The 18,533-nt window shown below is 64.5% G+C and carries 17 protein-coding genes; 13 read left to right on the top strand and 4 right to left on the bottom strand.

Going from position 1 to position 18,533, the window contains the following annotated elements; translation table 11 throughout:
- The first annotated feature begins 52 nt into the window (after window positions 1–52).
- The 8 genes from PTE30175_RS05880 (at window position 53) to hslU (ending at window position 7,935) form a co-directional block, all read left to right on the top strand.
- Window positions 53–721, top strand: a complete 669-nt coding sequence (locus PTE30175_RS05880; RefSeq protein WP_150696133.1) for a DUF484 family protein — start codon at window positions 53–55, stop codon at window positions 719–721.
- An 8-nt stretch (window positions 722–729) separates the two neighbouring features.
- Window positions 730–1,665 carry a tyrosine recombinase XerC gene (gene xerC / locus PTE30175_RS05875; RefSeq protein ID WP_150696132.1) on the top strand — a complete coding sequence of 312 codons (936 nt, stop codon included), beginning with the start codon at window positions 730–732 and terminating at the stop codon, window positions 1,663–1,665.
- 185 nt (window positions 1,666–1,850) lie between these two features.
- On the top strand, window positions 1,851–3,053 hold the full coding sequence (locus PTE30175_RS05870) for a class I SAM-dependent rRNA methyltransferase (RefSeq protein WP_150696131.1): 1,203 nt from the start codon (window positions 1,851–1,853) through the stop codon (window positions 3,051–3,053).
- A 123-nt stretch (window positions 3,054–3,176) separates the two neighbouring features.
- Entirely contained in the window at window positions 3,177–3,671 is a 495-nt protein-coding gene (locus PTE30175_RS05865) for a Fur family transcriptional regulator (RefSeq protein WP_224788618.1), read from the top strand.
- Window positions 3,672–3,741: 70 nt separating this feature from the next.
- Window positions 3,742–4,806: a CobW family GTP-binding protein gene (locus tag PTE30175_RS05860; protein ID WP_150696130.1), complete on the top strand. Its 1,065-nt coding sequence runs from the start codon at window positions 3,742–3,744 to the stop codon at window positions 4,804–4,806.
- 393 nt (window positions 4,807–5,199) lie between these two features.
- Complete coding sequence (gene dksA / locus PTE30175_RS05855) at window positions 5,200–5,619, top strand: RNA polymerase-binding protein DksA (RefSeq protein WP_150696345.1); 420 nt, start codon at window positions 5,200–5,202, stop codon at window positions 5,617–5,619.
- Window positions 5,620–6,018: 399 nt separating this feature from the next.
- Complete coding sequence (gene hslV / locus PTE30175_RS05850) at window positions 6,019–6,570, top strand: ATP-dependent protease subunit HslV (RefSeq protein ID WP_150696129.1); 552 nt, start codon at window positions 6,019–6,021, stop codon at window positions 6,568–6,570.
- Window positions 6,571–6,579: 9 nt separating this feature from the next.
- Window positions 6,580–7,935 carry an ATP-dependent protease ATPase subunit HslU gene (gene hslU, locus PTE30175_RS05845; RefSeq protein WP_150696128.1) on the top strand — a complete coding sequence of 452 codons (1,356 nt, stop codon included), beginning with the start codon at window positions 6,580–6,582 and terminating at the stop codon, window positions 7,933–7,935.
- Window positions 7,936–8,031: 96 nt separating this feature from the next.
- On the opposite strand, the gene PTE30175_RS05840 is transcribed toward hslU, so the two are convergent.
- From PTE30175_RS05840 to PTE30175_RS05830, 3 genes are all read right to left on the bottom strand, one after another.
- Complete coding sequence (locus PTE30175_RS05840; RefSeq protein ID WP_150696127.1) at window positions 8,032–12,069, bottom strand: hypothetical protein; 4,038 nt, start codon at window positions 12,067–12,069, stop codon at window positions 8,032–8,034.
- Between the two features lie 278 nt (window positions 12,070–12,347).
- Complete coding sequence (locus PTE30175_RS05835; RefSeq protein ID WP_150696126.1) at window positions 12,348–12,890, bottom strand: response regulator transcription factor; 543 nt, start codon at window positions 12,888–12,890, stop codon at window positions 12,348–12,350.
- Entirely contained in the window at window positions 12,887–14,155 is a 1,269-nt protein-coding gene (locus tag PTE30175_RS05830; protein ID WP_150696125.1) for an ATP-binding protein, read from the bottom strand. Before PTE30175_RS05830 ends, PTE30175_RS05835 begins: the two co-directional genes overlap by 4 nt.
- Window positions 14,156–14,365: 210 nt before the next feature.
- On the opposite strand from PTE30175_RS05830, the gene PTE30175_RS05825 reads away from it, so the two are divergent.
- The gene (locus tag PTE30175_RS05825) at window positions 14,366–14,854 is read left to right on the top strand and encodes a copper chaperone PCu(A)C (protein WP_150696124.1); all 489 of its coding nucleotides are present in this window, start codon (window positions 14,366–14,368) and stop codon (window positions 14,852–14,854) included.
- A gap of 24 nt (window positions 14,855–14,878) precedes the next feature.
- Here PTE30175_RS05825 and PTE30175_RS05820 read toward each other — a convergent pair whose 3' ends face one another.
- Window positions 14,879–15,097 (bottom strand): cysteine-rich CWC family protein, encoded by a 219-nt coding sequence (locus PTE30175_RS05820; protein WP_150696344.1) that lies wholly within the window; start codon window positions 15,095–15,097, stop codon window positions 14,879–14,881.
- A 271-nt stretch (window positions 15,098–15,368) separates the two neighbouring features.
- On the opposite strand from PTE30175_RS05820, the gene argB reads away from it, so the two are divergent.
- From argB to slmA, 4 genes are read left to right on the top strand one after another with little or no spacing between them, the layout of a single operon-like run.
- Window positions 15,369–16,277 carry an acetylglutamate kinase gene (gene argB, locus PTE30175_RS05815; RefSeq protein WP_150696123.1) on the top strand — a complete coding sequence of 303 codons (909 nt, stop codon included), beginning with the start codon at window positions 15,369–15,371 and terminating at the stop codon, window positions 16,275–16,277.
- A 22-nt stretch (window positions 16,278–16,299) separates the two neighbouring features.
- Window positions 16,300–16,980 carry a Dph6-related ATP pyrophosphatase gene (locus PTE30175_RS05810; RefSeq protein WP_150696122.1) on the top strand — a complete coding sequence of 227 codons (681 nt, stop codon included), beginning with the start codon at window positions 16,300–16,302 and terminating at the stop codon, window positions 16,978–16,980.
- A gap of 5 nt (window positions 16,981–16,985) precedes the next feature.
- Complete coding sequence (locus tag PTE30175_RS05805; RefSeq protein ID WP_150696121.1) at window positions 16,986–17,771, top strand: HAD-IA family hydrolase; 786 nt, start codon at window positions 16,986–16,988, stop codon at window positions 17,769–17,771.
- A gap of 26 nt (window positions 17,772–17,797) precedes the next feature.
- Window positions 17,798–18,475, top strand: a complete 678-nt coding sequence (gene slmA, locus PTE30175_RS05800; protein WP_150696343.1) for a nucleoid occlusion factor SlmA — start codon at window positions 17,798–17,800, stop codon at window positions 18,473–18,475.
- Window positions 18,476–18,533: the final 58 nt, after the last annotated feature.

Below are 18,533 nucleotides of genomic sequence, written 5' to 3'. Positions count from 1 at the left end.
AACGCGGCGGCCTGGCCGCCATGCTTACCTGACCGATACCAGACGGACACTCATGAACGACCGAGATATAGCGGAATACCTGATCGCGCATCCCGACTTCTTCGAGCGCCACGCCGAATTGCTGTCAGGCGTGCGCCTGACCAGTCCGCACGGCCAACGCGCCGTGTCGCTGCAGGAACGCCAGATCGAGATGCAGCGCGAAAAGACCAAGCAGATGGAACGCCGGCTGGCTGAACTGCTCCGCTACGGTCACGAGAACGACGACATTTCGGGCAAGCTCCACCGCTGGACGCTCGGTTTGCTCGGCGAACGCGACCCGCACGCCCTGCCGGACGCCATCGCGCGCGGTCTGCGCGACGTGTTCGATGTCCCGTATGCGGCCGTGCGCCTGTGGAACGTGGCGGCGCCCTATGCGCCGGCCGACTTCGCGCGCAACGTCAGTGAAGAGGTCAAGATATTTGCCGCCAGCCTGGCCACCCCGTATTGCGGCGCGAATACCGGCTTCGAGGCGGTGACGTGGCTTGGCGCGCCGTCCGCGCCGGCGTCCGTGGCGCTGCTCGCGCTGCGCGACCCCAACGTCGCGGGCGCGCCGGTGTTCGGCCTGCTCGTCATGGGCTCGGGCGACGCCCGCCGCTTCCATGACGGCATGGCGACCGACTTCCTGAGCCAGATCGGCGAACTCGCCAGTGCCGCGCTCGGCAAGCTGCGCGCCGACGACTGAATCACGCCATGGCGTCCCGGCCGCCGCTCGACGCATCGATTGCGGACTATCTGAAAAGTCTTGCGACCGAGCGCAAGCTGGCGGACCACACCCTGACGAACTACGGGCGCGATCTCGCCCAGTTGCAGACCCTTGCGAAGGGGCGCGCCCTGGCGTCGCTCGTGCATGGCGATATTCGCCGCTTCGCCATGCAATTGCATGGCCAGGGCCTCACTGGCCGCTCCATCGCCCGCAAGCTCTCCGCCTGGCGCGGCTACTACGGCTGGCTGTCGCAGCGCAGCGCGCTGCCGGCCAATCCGGTCGATGGCGTACGTGCGCCGAAACAGCCCAAGCCGTTGCCGAAGGCGCTTTCGCCCGATCAGGCCGGGGCGCTCGTCGATTTCAAACGGGGAAGCGCCGCGGATGCCCTGCGCGACCGGGCGATGTTCGAGTTGCTGTACTCGTCCGGCTTGCGTCTGTCCGAGCTGACAAGCCTCGATCATGTTTACGTGGATACCGGCGGTTACCGGTCCGTGAGCTGGCTCGATCTGCCCGAGCGCGAAGTGATCGTGACGGGCAAGGGCGGCAAGCGCCGTCGGGTGCCGGTCGGCGCGAAGGCGGCCGAGGCGCTGGCCGTGTGGCTGACGGCCCGCGCGCCGCTGAGCACACGTGAGCCGCACGCGCTGTTCCTGTCCGCACGCGGCCGGCGTATCGGTCCGCGCGCCGTGCAACAGGGACTCGCGCGCCACGCGTTGGCTGCCGGGCTGCCCACGCATGTCCATCCGCACATGCTGCGCCATTCGTTCGCGACGCATGTCCTGCAATCGTCGGGCGACCTGCGGGCCGTGCAGGAGATGCTCGGCCACAGCAACATCTCGACCACGCAGATCTACACCAAGCTCGACTTCCAGCATCTGGCCAAGGTCTACGACCAGGCGCATCCGCGCGCCCGCAAGAAGACCTGAGTGCCGCAGCGCAACGACCACGGACGACCACGGACGACCTGGCGCTGCCGCAATCCCGGCTCGGTGTAGAATTCGGGCCTTCTCCCGGTCGTTGCCATCGTGCCTGTGGGCGCTGCGGTTCCATCCGTAGTACCGAACCTGCGATGCGCCGGCCGTTTGCTTCCGTTTTGAGCCTCGTCGCCCGCATGAATACCCTGATTCTCAAGCCCGGCAAAGAAAAGTCGCTGCTGCGCCGTCATCCCTGGATCTACACCACCGCCGTGGCCAAAATCGAGGGCAAGCCGGCATCGGGCGCGACGGTGGTCGTGCGCGCCGCCGACGGCCGTTTCCTCGCGCGCGCTGCCTTCAGCCCGGTCTCGGCCATTCGTGCGCGCGTCTGGACGTTCGACGAGCAGGAGCCGGTCGATCACGCGTTCTTCAAGCGTCGCGTGACGACGGCGCTTGAGTACCGCCGTCAGATGATCCACAACACCGGCGCCACGCGTCTGCTGTTCGGCGAGGCCGACGGCTTGCCCGGGCTGATCGTCGACCGGTATCAGGGCGAGGGCGCAGGCGCGACGGACCAGCTCGTGTGCCAATTCATGGCGGCCGGCGTGGAGGCTTGGAAGGATGCGATCGTGGGGGCGCTCGTCGGCGCCACCGGGTGCCCGAACGTCTTTGAGCGCTCCGACGCCGCCGTGCGCGAACGCGAAGGGCTGCCGAGCCTGACGGGCGTGTTGGCGGGCGAGGCGCCGCCCGAGACGCTCGTCACGCACGAATCCGGCGTGAAGTATTACGTGGACGTGCGTCGCGGCCACAAGACCGGCTTCTACGTCGATCAACGCGACAACCGGCTGCTCGTGCAGCAGCAGGCCGCCGGCCGCGACGTGCTCAACTGCTTCTGCTACACCGGCGGCTTCTCGCTGGCGGCGCTGGCAGGCGGCGCGGCAAGTGTCATGTCGATCGATTCGTCGGGCGACGCCCTGGCCATCGGTGCGCGCAACGTCGAGCTCAACGGTTTCGATCCGGCCCGCGCGGAATGGCGCGACGCCGATGTCTTCAAAACCCTGCGCGCCTTGCGCGAGGAGGGCCGAAGTTTCGACATGATCGTGCTTGATCCGCCGAAATTTGCGCCGTCCGCGCATCACGTCGACCGCGCGGCGCGGGCGTACAAGGACATCAACATGGCCGGCCTGAAGCTGCTGCGCCCGGGCGGTCAGTTGCTGACGTATTCGTGCTCGGGCGCGATCGACGCGGACCTGTTCCAGAAAATCATCGCTGGCGCCGCGTCCGATGCGGGCGTCGAGGCACGCATTCTGCGCCGCCTGTCGGCCGGCCTCGATCATCCAATGCTGACCAGCTTCCCGGAAGGCGAATACCTCAAGGGCCTCTGGCTGCAGCGGACCTGAGGCTTGCCGAACGTCAACGCGATCGCTCCTTTGCGGTAGCGCAACGTTTCCGTTGAAACGCTGCGTCGTGTGCGCTTTTGCAACTCGGTTGCACGTTAATCGGGCATGTGCTTAAATCGTTTCATGAGCCTTATTCAATTGCAACCGTATCTGGAACAAGCCCGCACGTGCCTGCAGGACAAGGCGGGCAGGGTCACCTCGGGCCGTGTGCGCGTACTCGCGCTGCTGCTGAAGGCTGGCCGGCCGCTGACCCACCAGGAAGTCCTGGCGGACCTGGCCACCGACGCCGATCCGCTCGATCGCGTCACCGCCTATCGTGTGCTCGACTGGCTCGTGGCGCAGGGCTGGGCCATCAAACAGGCCGGCGACGACCGGATTTTCCGCTTTACGCTGGCCGAGCACGTCGACCCGGCGCGCGCGAGTTCGCCGCGTCCCCATACGCAACATGGACATTTCCGTTGCGTACACTGTCACCGAACGTTCTGCCTCGACGACTGGCCGCAGCATCCGCAACTGAGCTTGCGGGAACTCAAGCGCCTGCCCAAGGGTTTCGTCGGCGAACAGGTCGAACTGATGATTCACGGCTGCTGCGCCCAGTGCGCCGGCGCCGCCAACTGATGCCTGCGTGCCTGTGCGACGTTTCTGCGTCGCGCGGGCAGGCCCCCCTTTCACTACAGGACCCAGACACATGACGCCCGTCACCATCCTGACCGGTTTTCTCGGCAGCGGCAAAACCACGCTGCTCAAGCGCATCCTGACCGAAGCGCATGGCATGAAGATTGCCGTCATCGAGAACGAATTCGGTGAAGAAAACATCGACAACGAGATCCTTGTGCAGGACCGCGCCGAGCAGATCGTGCAGATGAGCAACGGTTGCATCTGCTGCACGATCCGCGGCGACCTGGTGCAGGCGCTGAGCGACCTGATCAGCCAGCGCGACGCCGGCAAATTGGCGTTCGACCGTGTCGTGATCGAGACCACCGGCTTGGCCAATCCGGGGCCGGTCGCGCAAACGTTCTTCATCGACGACGAAATCGCCGACAGGTACCGCCTTGATGCAGTCATTACGCTGGTGGACGCCAAGTACGGCCAGCAGCAGCTCGACGACCATGAAGTGGTGCAGCGCCAGGTCGGTTTCGCCGACCGCCTCTTCCTCACCAAGGGCGATCTGGTGAGCGCAGACGACATGGCCGACCTCAAGCACCGCATCGGCCACATGAATCCGCGCGCGCCGCAGCAGGTCGTCGACTTCGGACAGGCGGATCTGAAGGATATCTTCGATATCCACGGGTTCAATCTGAACGACAAGCTCGACATCGACCCCGACTTCCTGGCGGCCGGCGAGCACGGCCATGACCATGACCATGACCACGGGCATGATCATGGCGATTGCGATCACGATCATGGCCAATGCAGTCACGATCACGGCGATGACCACGGACACGCGCATCATGACGACGCCATCAAGTCGTTCGTGTTCCGTAGCGAACGGGCGTTCGATCCCGCCAAGCTCGAGGATTTCCTCGGGAGTATCCTGCAGGTGTACGGCGAGCGCTTATTGCGTTATAAAGGCGTATTAAGCATGCGTGGTATTGACCGCCGCGTTGTGTTCCAGGGTGTGCACCAGATGATGGGTAGCGACGTGGGCACGCGCTGGCAGGCGGGAGAGACGCCGAATAGCAAGATGGTGTTTATTGGCGTAGAGTTGCCGAAAGACATCATCCTGCAAGGGCTGGAGCGCTGTCTGGTCTGAGCGGGACCGCCGGAACGCCAACGGGGAAAGCCCTTAACGGGGCCGTTGTCCGATTCGGTTACAATACCTGCCCAATTGGGCTGCCGCCAGCGAGCGAGTGCGGCGCCCAAGAGGTAGGTAGGGAGCACGCCCATGGCCACCGTCCCTCGCAAGACCGCCACCCAACGCCCCGCGCGTCAGGCAAAGACGTCGCCAGATACCGGGGATAAGCGTGCGCCTGAAGGCAAGCTGAAGACGGGTGCCCGAGCCGCCGCCAGTACGGGGCCAGCCAAGTCACCCGGCAGGAATGTAACCAAGGAAGCCGCCCGCGGCACGCCTGGCGAGCAGCAAGCTTCTCGATCCCCAAAGTCGGAAGCAACGCCAGATAATCCGAAAGAGATGCCACAAAAACCCATGAGCAAGAAAAGACTTTTGACCGAAGCCGAAATTCTGAAGATGGGCGAGAAGGATTACATGAATGAAGACCAACTCGCCTTCTTCAAGCATCGTCTGGAGCAGCTCCAAGAAGAAATTCTGCGCAATGCGGGCCAAACCACCGAAAACCTGCGCGAAACCATTCTTGTGCCGGATCCGGCCGACCGTGCGACCATCGAGGAAGAACATGCCCTCGAACTGCGCACGCGCGACCGCGAACGCAAGCTGCTGAAGAAAGTGCAGCAGTCGCTCGCCCGCATCGAGTCTGGCGAATATGGCTGGTGTGAGGAAACGGGCGAACCGATCGGCGTTCCGCGTCTGCTCGCACGTCCGACCGCCACGCTCTCGCTCGAAGCGCAGGAGCGCCGCGAACTGCGTCAGAAGCTGTTCGGCGACTGATCGACGCCCGGCGCCCGATTGCCGGGCGCCGCGCGGCTTTGCGAATCCGGACGCGTTCGGCGCGTACGGAAAGCACACCCGACGCGGTGTGTTTTTTTTGCCTCCATGGGAAATTGCAACTCAGTTGCAAATCCAATCCAGTGAAGGACGTATCGAAGCGCGCCATGCGCGTCTTGACGGCCTCGCGTCGTGCGACTTCACGCCGGGCAGACGCCGAAACCGCCCCGTGAACGCATACTTCGCCGGCGGCATCCCCCCTTGATATTCGTGCGAGTGCCCTAAACTACAGTGACGTCTCGCCCGGTCTCACACGACGCGCCTGTCTGGCCGGCGCCGCGCGGCCGGGCCCATCGTCACGGGGCGGGATTCCGCCCCCGGAAAAAGGAACAGGGAACCCGTATGGAGCAATATCACGGCACCACCATCGTCTCCGTTCGACGCGGCAATCAGGTCGCGCTGGGCGGCGACGGCCAGGTCACGCTTGGCAATATTGTGATGAAAGGCACGGCGCGCAAGGTGCGCACCATCCTGGACGGCAAGGTCATGGTCGGATTCGCCGGCGCCACGGCCGATGCGTTCTCGCTGCTGGACCGGTTCGAGGCCAAGCTGCAGAAACATCAGGGCAATCTCACGCGCTCAGCCGTCGAACTCGCCAAGGATTGGCGCACGGACCGCATGTTGCGCCGGCTCGAAGCGATGATGATCGTCGCTGACGCCGAAACCACGCTCGTCATCACCGGCAACGGCGACGTGCTCGACCCCGAAGGCGGCGTGGCGGCGATCGGTTCGGGCGGCGCGTATGCCGAAGCTGCGGCGCGCGCGCTGGTCGACAATACCGATTTGAGCCCGGACGAAATCGTCAAGAAGGCGCTGACGATTGCCGGCGAAATGTGTATCTACACGAACCTGAACCACATCATCGAGACGCTGCCGCCTGCGGCTGCCAAGTAAAGGAACGTCATGACCCATATGACCCCCTCCGAGATCGTCTCGGAACTCGACAAGCACATCATCGGCCAGGACCGGGCCAAGAAAGCCGTGGCCGTGGCGTTGCGCAACCGCTGGCGCCGTCAGCAGGTCGCTGACCCGCTGCGCCAGGAAATTACGCCGAAGAACATCCTGATGATCGGGCCGACCGGCGTCGGCAAGACCGAGATCGCCCGTCGCCTCGCGAAGCTTGCCGAGGCGCCGTTCATCAAGGTCGAAGCCACGAAGTTCACCGAAGTCGGCTATGTCGGGCGCGACGTGGACAGCATCGTGCGCGATCTCGCCGAAATCGCGATCAAGCAGACGCGCGAAGCGGAAATGAAGAAGGTGCGCACCACGGCGGAAGATCGCGCCGAGGACCGCATTCTCGACATCCTGCTGCCGTCCGGGCGTGAAAGCTCGCGCGACATCCGCTTTCATGCAGCCGAGACCTCGGCCGACGACGGTCCGGAAAGCGCGACGCGCCAGACGTTCCGCAAGCGTTTGCGCGAAGGCCAGCTCGACGACAAGGAAATCGAGCTCGATATCGAGCTGCCTGCCGCCGGCATGGACATCATGGGTCCGCCGGGCATGGAAGAAATGACTGAGCAGATCAAGGGCATGTTCGCGAACCTGGGCAGCCAGCGCAAGAAGCGTCAGAAGCTCAAGGTCAAGGAAGCGCTCAAGCTGCTTACGGACGAAGAAGCGTCGAAGATGCTCAACGACGAGGAAGTCAAGCATCAGGCGGTGCGCAGTGTCGAACAGAACGGCATCGTGTTTCTCGACGAAATCGACAAGATCGCGTCGCGCAGCGAAGTTGGCGGCGGTGAGGTCTCGCGCCAGGGCGTGCAACGCGATCTGTTGCCGCTGGTCGAAGGCACGACCGTCAGCACCAAGTTCGGCATGATCAAGACGGACCACATCCTGTTCATCGCGAGCGGGGCGTTTCATCTGGCCAAGCCGAGCGATCTGATTCCGGAGCTGCAGGGCCGGTTTCCGATTCGCGTCGAGCTCGACTCGCTGTCCGTCGAGGATTTCGAGGCGATCCTGACGCAGACCGACGCGAGCCTGGTGAAACAGTATCAGGCGTTGCTCGCCACGGAAGATGTGTCGCTCGAGTTCGCCCAGGACGGCATCAAGCGTCTGGCGGAAATCGCTTTTTCGGTCAACGAGAAGACCGAAAACATTGGGGCGCGGCGTCTGTACACCGTCATGGAAAAGCTGCTCGAGGACATCTCGTTCTCGGCGGGCAAGCAGAATGGCGAGACAGTCGTGATCGATGCGGCGTACGTTAATCGCTTCCTCGGCGAGCTCTCGCAGAACGAAGACCTGTCGCGCTACGTGCTGTAACGGCGGGAGGCCGGTCGGGCCGCCGCCGCGCGTCAAAAAAACCGGCGTCTGCGGAAGCCGGTTTTTTTCGTTACGCGGCGGCGCTTGGCCGCCGAGTCAGGCGAGGCTCTTGAGATAACGGTCCTCGTCCTCGGCCGCACGCCGTGCGCGTGTCGTGTACGGCCACAACACGTCGGGATCGGGGTCGAGCGCCACGGCGACCCGCGCATTGTCCGGCGCCGGGCGCCGGGCTTCGTTCTCGATCAGCACGAGAAGGTCGCGCTCCGTGTAAGGATCGCCGACCCGCTGATACAGCACCGCGTCGGCGAAAAATTCCGTCAGCATGCCGACCATCCGATGTTCGGTTGTCATCACACGCGGCCCGGACGCCGACAAATACCGCACCGGTTCGAAATGCATGGAGATCACATGGGTGGGGTAGTCGATATGCCAAGGTTTTCCCCGCATGCCGAAGGATCCCGGCGGCATGGCCGATGATCCGATCACGCGAATGACCCAGCGGCTATCCGCATTGCTCTCCTTCCAGAGCTGATACAACGCGCCCATGACGGCGCTGGATCTTTCAAGTTTGCGCAGCACGCCGCGCAGTAGCGACCGCACGTTGCTGCGACGACTGACGGAATCGATCTCGAATTCAAGGGTTCGGACATTGGTGAAATCCGTATCGGTCGGGAACACGTACCTCATCACGTTCCGCAGCGCAGTGCCGTCACGTATGGCGACCCGTTCTTGCGCCGGTGTGCCGAGGATGTGTGACGGCCTGGGAGGGCGCAGCGCCCGTTTGACCTGCTGATCGAGCGCTGCGTCTTCCCTGTGCATGCGTAATTTGGCCGCATGACGAAGGCGATTGGCGGTTGCCGTCGCGCCGCCGTCCCGGTACATGACGCGCTCGCCGATGAGCCAATTGAGTTCATAGGCGATGAGGTCCGTGAAATATACGACTGCGCCCCGGTGTCCCGGTGATGAAGCGTCCGGCAGTTCGAGCACGGCGTGCAGGAACTCGTGCAGCGCGGCGCTTTCATGCGTGAAGGTATGCTGGCCGGAGACGGTTTCGTAATGCGCGTCGATCGGGACGTTATCGGCAAGGAGACGGATCTGCCGAAGGTCAGGCCACACCTTGGGTAGTCCCTCGTGTGTGATGACAATGTTCCACGGGCGTTGCGCGCGTATCGCCGCGGCCCCGGCGTCGCGCGTCAGTATCGCCAGGGTGGGCGAATCGTTGACCATCGACTGCAGCCGATCGATCGCGGCCTGGCCTTCCGGCGTGCTGGCATGTAGCCATTCATCGAGCCGGGGAGGCTGATGTGACTTGGGCTCGCAACACTGGAGGCGGTCAGCCAGCTTTGTAATGGTGTCGCTCACGGCGTTGCGCCGGTGCTCCTGCAGGTAGCGGGTGACGGACTGCAGGGTGGAGTCCGGCGGCGCCGACATCTCCGATGCACGATCGATCGATGTCGACGCTTCGTCAAAGAGCACGCTGTTCGGCCTGAGTGACGGCCCGTGCCCGGTGAGCGAATAGGACCGCAAGGTGGACGAAGTCCCCTCACCGGGATCCTGCGCTTGCACGCGTGGCGTGCGAGAGGCTTCGGTTTCGAGCAGTTCGTACGGATCGACTGACAGTCGGTCCGCAGGCAGCGTTGTCAGCGTTCCCTGCACATCGAAGGTATTGAACGCCGTTTCTGCCACCGTGTCGTCGGCAATGTTCGGCGATTCGCCGGCAAGCGTATGCAGCATGACGGCATTGCGGCGCTCGATCGGCGCCATGCGCATTTCCTCGAGCGCGATGCGCATGGATCGCGCCGCGGCGCGTTCCGCCATGCCACCCGCCCACACCAGGACGGCGTCGATGCTGAAGCGCAGGGCGCCATTTTTCGCCCGCGCAAAGTCACGGGTTCGCAATCCTTCCTCGACGTCGTAGGCCGGCACGACGAAGGGAAGCATTTCCATCAATGACTGGACATCGCCCTCGGCGATCGCATCCACCACATGCCTGACCGGTTGCGAAATGGTGAGAGGATCGATGATCTCAATCGCGCCCCGGATGCGTTCGGCAATCGAATCCCGGGGATAGGTCGCCCGGCGGCGAAGGATGGCCGACGCCAGCGCGTTGACGGCATCGTCACTGTCCGGCAATTGCCGCAACAACAGCATTTCGCGTGCCTTCGCGCGTGCAACGCCATTGAGTTTCCTTGTAAAACCTCGCTCCGCTTTATCGAGCAGTTCGTCGGCAGGCCTGACGTCGGTCACGCCGGCTGTCACTGCCGGGGTGCCTTGCGAGGTGTACAGCCGAGGCATGACCTCGCGATGTTGCACTGCCAGGTCAAAATGCGCTGCGGGGGTGCCGGGGAGCCTGATGACCCGACGGAATCGGCGAGCGGATTCAAAGGTATGGTCGCCGTAAAGCGTGTCCGACAATTGTGCGCGCGAGAAGCCCAGGCGCTCGATGAGAATATGCTCGACCGCCGCGCTGCGGCGCCACACCGGCAGGGCCTGATAGGCGAGCAGACGCTCCGCAAACCGGCCCGCATCGACAGCTTCGGCGAACCGGGAAGGAGGGCCGCTGGCGAGCGTGGTTGCAGTTCCGGAGGGGAGCGTCGCGTTCGGTGTCGGGGCTGGTGTAGTCGACGCCGGGGCCGCCATCCCGGTGTCGCTGGCGCTGGAGATGCCCAGGTGGGCAGCGGCGACGTAGCGCGGGTCGATGGGGTACGTGGCGTTGGTCTGCCATGCAGCCTCAAGCGCGGCAAACTGCCTGAGAACGTCCGCGGTATTGCGAATCTCCGGTGCGTTCAGACCATGCATGGCGCCTAGCCGTAGGATCGTCGTGGCCATCGACTGAATCGGCGTGCCGAACGGAAATCTTGTGCTCTCGCCGAGTTCCGTCAGGCGGGCGCGCATCAGATCGGCGATGCGTGTGCGGCAATGGTCCGTGTCCGGAGGCGAAGACAGGTGTAGCGCAATGCCTTCGCGTGCGCCGTGATCGCGCAGCGCCTGCATGCGTTGTGTGTCGTCGCAAAACGCGGCAGCCAATGACGCTACCGTCTCGCCGAGCGCTCCACGCAAGGCGATGCGATCGAACCAGAGCGGAGCGCCGTTCGCGGACTCCGGAATCAGCCAAGTGCCAATGTGCAAGTCATCCAGCCAGCGACCCAGCCGTTCAACGAACACTTCGCGTACTTCTCCGAATGACTGCGCATCATGCGGATAGACCGACGGATAACTTCGATAGTCAACGCTTGCCGCTTCGTCGAGCAAGTCGAGCGCTTCGTCGCCTGGATCAGGCGGACGCCGGTATCGAGCGTCGACGAGCGGTGAGATTGCCCGGCCATGGCGAAAGCAAGTCGCACGCAGGATATCGAGTGGACTGGCGTGCTTTTCCCGAACGCGATCAATGTCGATCTTCGCAGCGCCCGTCTCCCGGTCAAAGCGTGCAATCATTTCTTCAATGGTGGGTGACGCCACGAGTTGCCCGGCCAGGATTGCAGTCGCGTCCGCTTGGCCCTCGGTGCTGTTGCAATGTCGTGTCGAATTCTCGCCTTGGGGTGCTGGCGAACCGTCCGGGGCTTCGGTGAATGGGCTCACGGCGCTTGAAGGCACGGGCAGTTGACATTCCAACGCAACGACGCGCCGCGCCATGTCGTTGCCGTCCACCAGGCCGGCCAGCACAAAGGGCCGGGCGGCGTTGAACGCGGCCGCGATGCGCGTGAGGTTGAAGCCGGCGTCCGTCCAATCGCGCGTGAGCGACGTCGTCGCCGCAGACAGCGAGCGGCGCAGACGTTGTGCTGGCACGGGGCCAATGCCGCTGCCGTTGCCAGCGCCAACGGGCGAGCGGGATGGGCGCATGGGCGCGGCGACGGCTTGCGTTGCCAGCGAGACGGCGAGCAACACCATCAAGTTTTGCGACGTCGTGCGGCGATGGGGGGCCGGACTCGCGACGGCGCGCTCCGGATGCAAGACAGACACGCAACGTTGCAGATCGTGTGAAAGTCTCGGCATCGTACGCGGCGGGACATACGCAGGCTGTCGCCCCGAAGTGCGGGCGAGCCGGCGCTGATGACTGGCAACGTCATCGAGCGTGTGACGCGGTGGTGCGGCATGATGTTGGCGGAAACGGCTGGAATGCGCGAAATGCGTCATGAACGTCCTCCGAAGAAATCCCCACGGTTGGCATACGGCCGGCGTGTCGCATAGGGGACCTGTCTGCCCGCCATGCAACGCGTCGGGTCACTCCGCGCCTGATGATGGCGTGCGGCGTGGCGGACTCAGTATTGGAGGATTCAGGAAGCGGCGGGGCATGGGCGCCGCCGCATTTCGGAATTTGCCGATCGCGGGGAGGGAGGAACTGCAACCTGCCCGTCAGGAACCGACAGGCATGCGTTCGGCAATGCGCGCCGATCCCGCGCGCACGGTCAGGATTACTGCTTGACCGGCCGCTTCAGGAGTTTGCGCTGAAGCGTACGCCGATGCATATTGAGCGCGCGTGCCGTGGCCGAGATATTGCCGTTGTGTTCGGCGAGCACGCGTTGGATATGCTCCCATTCAAGACGCGCCACCGACAGCGGGGACGGATTCTCGAACGCTTCGTCCGCCTGTGTTTCGCTCGCCTCGTTACGCAGTGCGGCGAGGATAGTGTCCGCATTGGCCGGCTTCGCGAGATAGTTGTCCGCGCCGTCCTTCACCGCCTGCACTGCGGTGGCGATGCTCGCATAACCGGTCAGCACGAGAATGCGCGCCTTCGGCTGCAAGGCGCGCAGCGGCGTCACGAGCGGCAGGCCGGAATCCTGGCCGAGATGCAAATCGACCGAGATCAGATCGAACTGGCGCGTGCGCGCCGCGAGCAGCGCGGCGGCGCCGTCGGCGGCGATCTGCACGTCGTAGCCGCGCCGGGTCAATGCGCGGGCGAGGGTTTCGGCAAACACGACGTCGTCGTCGATCAACAGGAAATTCGAGGCATTCATGACTGGCTCCGCAAGCCGAAGAAGAACGTGGACATCGGCAGCCGCAACTCGGCGCGCGCGCCGTGCGGCAGGTTCGGGGTAAGCGTGATTTCGCCGCCGAGACGGGCGGCGCTCGCGAAGGCGAGATAGAGGCCCATGCCGTGGCCGCCGTGCGTACTCAGTACCGGCGACGTGCCGAGCCGGTCGCGCAGTTCCGGCGTCATGCCAGGCCCCTCGTCGCAGACGGTGAGGCGCAGGTGGTCCGGATCGACGGCGATTTCAAGCGAGACCGACGACGGACTGAAATACGCGGCATTGTCGAGCAGGATCGTCAGAATCTGGCCCACCTGGACGGTGTCTTCGATGCGGGTCGTCATTCTCGGCGGCAAACGCATCTGGAACTGCACTTGCGGGTGGCGCAGCCGCCACTGCGTCGTGAACGCAGGCAGCCATTCCGTCAGGGCTTGCCGCACCGGCGCCGCGGCTCGCGTCTGGACGTGCGCAATGGCGCTTTTGCACAGCGCGATCTGTTGCTCCAGCATCTTCAGGTCCGCTTCGAACGGCTTCATCGCGGGACTGCCCACGCTTTCGCTGCGCAGCTCGCCGACGACCACGGCCATCGTGGACAGCGGTGTGCCAAGTTCATGTGCGACGCTTGCGGCCTGCGCGCCGAGGGCCGCCATGCGCTCGTCGCGCAGCAGACGCTGTTCGGCGCGGGCCAACTGAGCGTCGCGGGCACGCAGCGCACGTGACATGCGTGAGACAAACCACGCGATCAGCAGAACGCTCACGACGAAGTTGACCCACATCCCGGCCAGGTGCAGGCGCAGCAGATTGCCGGGGTCCGTGAGATCGAGCGGCACATACTGGAAGTTCAGTGCGCCATAGGCGACGAGCGAGAGCAGGGCGAGTTGCGATGCGCTGCGCCACGGCAGCACGGCGGCGGCGATGGCGAGACCGGGCAGGTAGAGCGACACGAACGGATTCGTTGCGCCGCCCGAGAAGAACAGCAGGCCGGTGAGCGCGCCGAGGTCGACGAGCAACTGACTCATCAGCTCGAAATCGGTGTCGCGGCGGGGCCGGCCAGCGGCGCGGCGCGCGCGCAACCACGTCAGCGCGTTGAAGAGCGCTTCAAGTGCGACGATCGTCAGCATCGGCTCCAGCGGTAGCCGCACCCCCAGCCACATCTGGGCGACCCCGATGGTGGCGAGTTGGCCGACGATCGCCAGGCAGCGCAGCCAGAACAGCTGTGCGACGTTGGTTCGTTCGATGGGAAATAGATTCATGGAGGCAAGTGTAACGCGAGCGTCAGTGACGGCGCTTTCGAGTGCCGCCCGCTGCGACACTCTGCCGCATGGCGGTTAGCGCGGCGGTGCGCCGCAGGTATATACGTGATGCCTGAGATTTGGGATTTGACACGGGTATGCAGCGCCCGCACGCGGCTGCGCCTACAATACGCAGCACGCAGTGCCAACGTATCGATTCAAGGAGATTGCATGAAGCAAATGTGGTGGCTGGGAGCCGTGCTTTGTCTCGGCATGGGGCAGGCGTTCGCTGCACAAGTCGACGTGACCGACGCCTGGGCGCGCGGTACCGTGCCGGGCCAAACGGCGACCGGCGTATTCATGACCTTGCAGGCGCATCAGGCCGCCATGCTCGTCGGGGTGTCCACGCCGGCGGCCGGCACTGCGGATATCCATGAGATGAAACTCGAGGGCACGCTGATGAAAATGCGTGCACTGCCGGGCGGCCTGCCGTTGCCGGCCATGCAGCCCGTGCAGCTGAAGCCGGGCGGCTATCACATCATGCTCAACGACCTGAAGGGGCCGCTCAAGAAGGGCGATTCCGTGCCGGTCACGTTGCGCTTCGAGGGCGCGGACCACAAGGTGACGGAGCAGAAGGTCGACGTGCCTGTGCGCGATTTGACGGCCGGCGCCCCGCCGGCTTCGGGCGTGCAGCACGGCAACATGACGCACAGCCAGTAAACCGGCGCGGCAAGCGAACGGCGCTCAGCCGCCGCCGGCGCCCGCCTCGGCCAGCGCAGCCCGCAGGCACGCGGGACACAGGCAGCGCCCCGTGTCCAACCGCGCGTGCGCGGGTAAATGGGGGGCGTCGAAGCACCAGCATTGTGCGGCGCCGTCGCGCGCCCCGCAGGAGACCGGCTGACCGCAGACAGGGCAGCCGGTCGTGTCCGCAGCGTCCGGCGCGCAGTTGCGCGATTGCAACATGTCGTTGCCGGGCGGGTTCGGGCGGCGCGCGCGTTGTGTGGCGTGATCGATGGCCATGGTGTCGGGAAAGTGGGCCGGATGACGGCCTGTGTGGCCGTTCGCAGCGGCGTGTCCGAAACAGGGCCCCACAGGCCTTGAACCCGACTTTAGCTGCCGTGAGGCCTGCGCGCAAGACCGAATGGGCGCACAATTGGGCTTCCGGGGCGCACGCACCCGGCGCTTCCTTGTACAATTCGCCGTGTTCCGGTTTCCCGAGCGAAATTTTGCCGCCATGTCCGATCTGCCCGCTGTCCCGAATCTCGACGACATCGCCCCTGTACTGAAGGCCGAAATCCTGGCCGAGGCGATGCCGTACATCCGCAAATATCACGGCAAGACCGTCGTGATCAAGTACGGCGGCAACGCCATGACCGAGGAACGCCTCAAGCAGGGCTTCGCGCGCGACGTGATCCTGCTCAAGCTGGTCGGCATCAATCCCGTGGTGGTCCACGGCGGTGGCCCGCAAATCGACCAGGCGCTCAAGAAAATCGGCAAGCAGGGCACGTTCATCCAGGGGATGCGGGTGACCGACGAAGAGACCATGGAAGTCGTGGAATGGGTGCTCGGCGGCGAAGTCCAGCAGGACATCGTGATGCTGATCAATCAGTACGGCGGCCAGGCGGTCGGTTTGACGGGCAAGGACGGCGGTTTGATCCACGCCCGCAAGATGCTGATGCCGGACCGCGAGCGTGCCGGTGAATTCCTCGACATCGGTTTCGTCGGTGAAGTCGAATCGATCAACCCGGCCGTGGTGCGCGCACTGCAGGACGACGCGTTCATTCCCGTGATCTCCCCGATCGGCCTGGGCGAAGACGGCCAGTCGTACAACATCAACGCCGACCTGGTCGCGGGCAAGCTCGCGACTGTTCTCGGCGCCGAGAAGCTGGTCATGATGACCAATATCCCGGGCGTGATGGACAAGGACGGCAATCTGCTGACGGACCTGTCCGCGCGCGAAATCGACGAACTGTTCGCCGACGGCACGATCTCGGGCGGCATGCTGCCGAAGATCTCGTCGGCGCTTGATGCCGCCAAGAGCGGCGTCAAGTCGGTGCACATCGTCGATGGCCGCATCGAACACTCGGTGCTGCTGGAAATCCTGACCGAACAGCCGTTCGGCACGATGATCCGTTCGCACTGACGCACCCGCGCCGGTGCCTGTGGTGACGATCCCGTCATTCTTCTCGTGGAGCGGGGGCAAGGACTCGTGCCTCGCCCTGCATCACGCCTGTGCCGCCGGTCATGAGGTGCGGCATCTGCTCGCCATGTTCGATGAAGATGGCGACAGTTCGCGCTCGCATGGGCTGCCGCTCGATCTGATGGCGGCGCAAGCCCGCGCCCTCGGCATCGATCTGGTGACGGCGCGCGCCGGCTGGGCGGATTACGAGGCCGTTTTCACGGCGCAGCTGCGTACCTTTGCCGCGCAAGGCATCACACACGGTCTGTTCGGCGACATCGATCTCCAGCCGCACCGCGACTGGGAAGAAAAAGTCTGCACAGCGGCCGGCATCACCGCCGTGCTGCCGCTGTGGCAACGCCCGCGCCTCGAGCTTGCCCGGGAATTCATCGGTCTGGGCTATCGCGCGGTGATCGTCTGCGTCGACGGGCGGTACCTTGGCCCCGAGTTCGTTGGCCGTGAATTCGATGACGCGCTGCTGGCCGATTTGCCCCCGGGCGTCGATGCCTGTGGCGAGAACGGCGAATTCCATACGTTTGCCTACGCCGGCCCGCGCTTTTCGCAGCTGGTGCCGTGGCGCATCGACACGGTCGAGACGATCCACGGTCCGAAGGCGTACGGTCAGACGCCGTACCACCGGGCCGCCGTCTCTCTGGCCGGGCGCTGATCGTCATGGGGCGACCCTCCGTCAGCCGCCGCCGGCGTGCCGGTGTCGCGCGCAGCGAACACGGCACGCGCGGCCCCGTCTGGCTATTCGATCTCGACAATACGCTGCATCACGCTTCGCATGCGATCTTCCCGCGCATCAATTCCGCGATGACGACGTACATCGCCGACCGGCTCGGCGTACCCGAGCGCGAAGCGAACCAGTTGCGCTATCTCTATACGGAGCGCTACGGCGCGGCATTGCTCGGTCTGCTGCGGCATCACGCGATCGATGCGCACGATTTTCTTGCCGTGGTGCACGATTTCCCCGAGCTGCACGCCATGTTGCGCAGCGAGCGCGGTCTGGGACGTCTGCTGGCCGGATTGCCGGGGCGCAAGCTGGTGCTTACCAATGCGCCCGCGCAATATGCGGAGGCAGTGTTGCGAGAACTCCACATTGCGCATCACTTCGAACGCTGCATCAGCATCGAGGCAATGGCCGACAGGCGCGCATGGCGCGCCAAGCCCGATCCGGTCATGATGCGCGCCCTGCTGCGCCGCGAACGCCTGAAACCGTCGGCAGTGTGGCTCGTCGAAGACACGCGCTCGCACCTGAAACATTACCGCCGGCTTGGCATAGGAAGTGTCTGGATTACGGGCCATTTGCCGGCGAGAAACAACTTTGGCAAAGCTTTGCAGCGCAGTGGGCGCCCACACTATGTGGATATCAAAGTACAATCTCTGCGCGAGTTGCGGGGCCGCTTGGCCACGGGTGCAGGTGCCGTGCGCGTGGCCCGTGCGTCCCGACGATAATTCACTTAATGATCCCAGACCAGACGATGCAGCAGGAAAATCCTTCGAGTGGCGCCTTCGGCACAGTCGACGCGCCGGAGCCCGCGCTTGAGACCGCGCTTGCGGCTGATGCGGCGCCGGTGAAAGCTGCGCGCCCCAAGCCGGGCGAGCGGCGCGTGCAGGTATTGCAGACCCTTGCGGCCATGTTGGAAACGCCCAAGGGCGAGAAGATCACGACGGCTGCGCTCGCGGCCCGGCTCGATGTCTCCGAAGCGGCGCTGTACCGCCATTTCGCGAGCAAGGCGCAAATGTTCGAAGGCCTCATCGAATTCATCGAGCAGACGATTTTCGGCCTGATCAACCAGATATCGTCGCAGGATCAGGACGGCGTGGCGCAGGCGCGCGCCATTGTCCTGATGTTGCTCGGCTTCGCCGAAAAGAATCCCGGCATGACGCGCGTGCTGACCGGTGAAGCCCTGGTGGGCGAACACGAACGGCTGCAGGACCGCATGAACCAGTTGCTCGACCGTATCGAGGCCTCGCTGCGTCAGGTGTTGCGCCTGGCCATCGTGCAGGGCACGTTGCCCGAGACGTTCGACGCAACATCGCGCGCGAACCTGCTCGTCAGCTACGTGCTTGGCCGCTGGCACCGATTCGCGAAAAGCGGCTTCAAGCGCGCGCCGACCGAAGGCGCCGATCCGCAGGTCCAGGCGTTGCTGCGCTGAGTGTCCTTCTGCGCCCGCCGGTCCTGTCGACGCCGCCCTTGGGGCGGCGTTTTGCTTT

The sequence above is a fragment of the Pandoraea terrae genome (assembly GCF_902459695.1).
In the GTDB taxonomy this organism is placed as follows: domain Bacteria; phylum Pseudomonadota; class Gammaproteobacteria; order Burkholderiales; family Burkholderiaceae; genus Pandoraea; species Pandoraea terrae.
The sequence above is the reverse complement of the archived record's forward strand: the minus strand, read 5'-3'. Positions and strand labels throughout refer to the sequence as shown.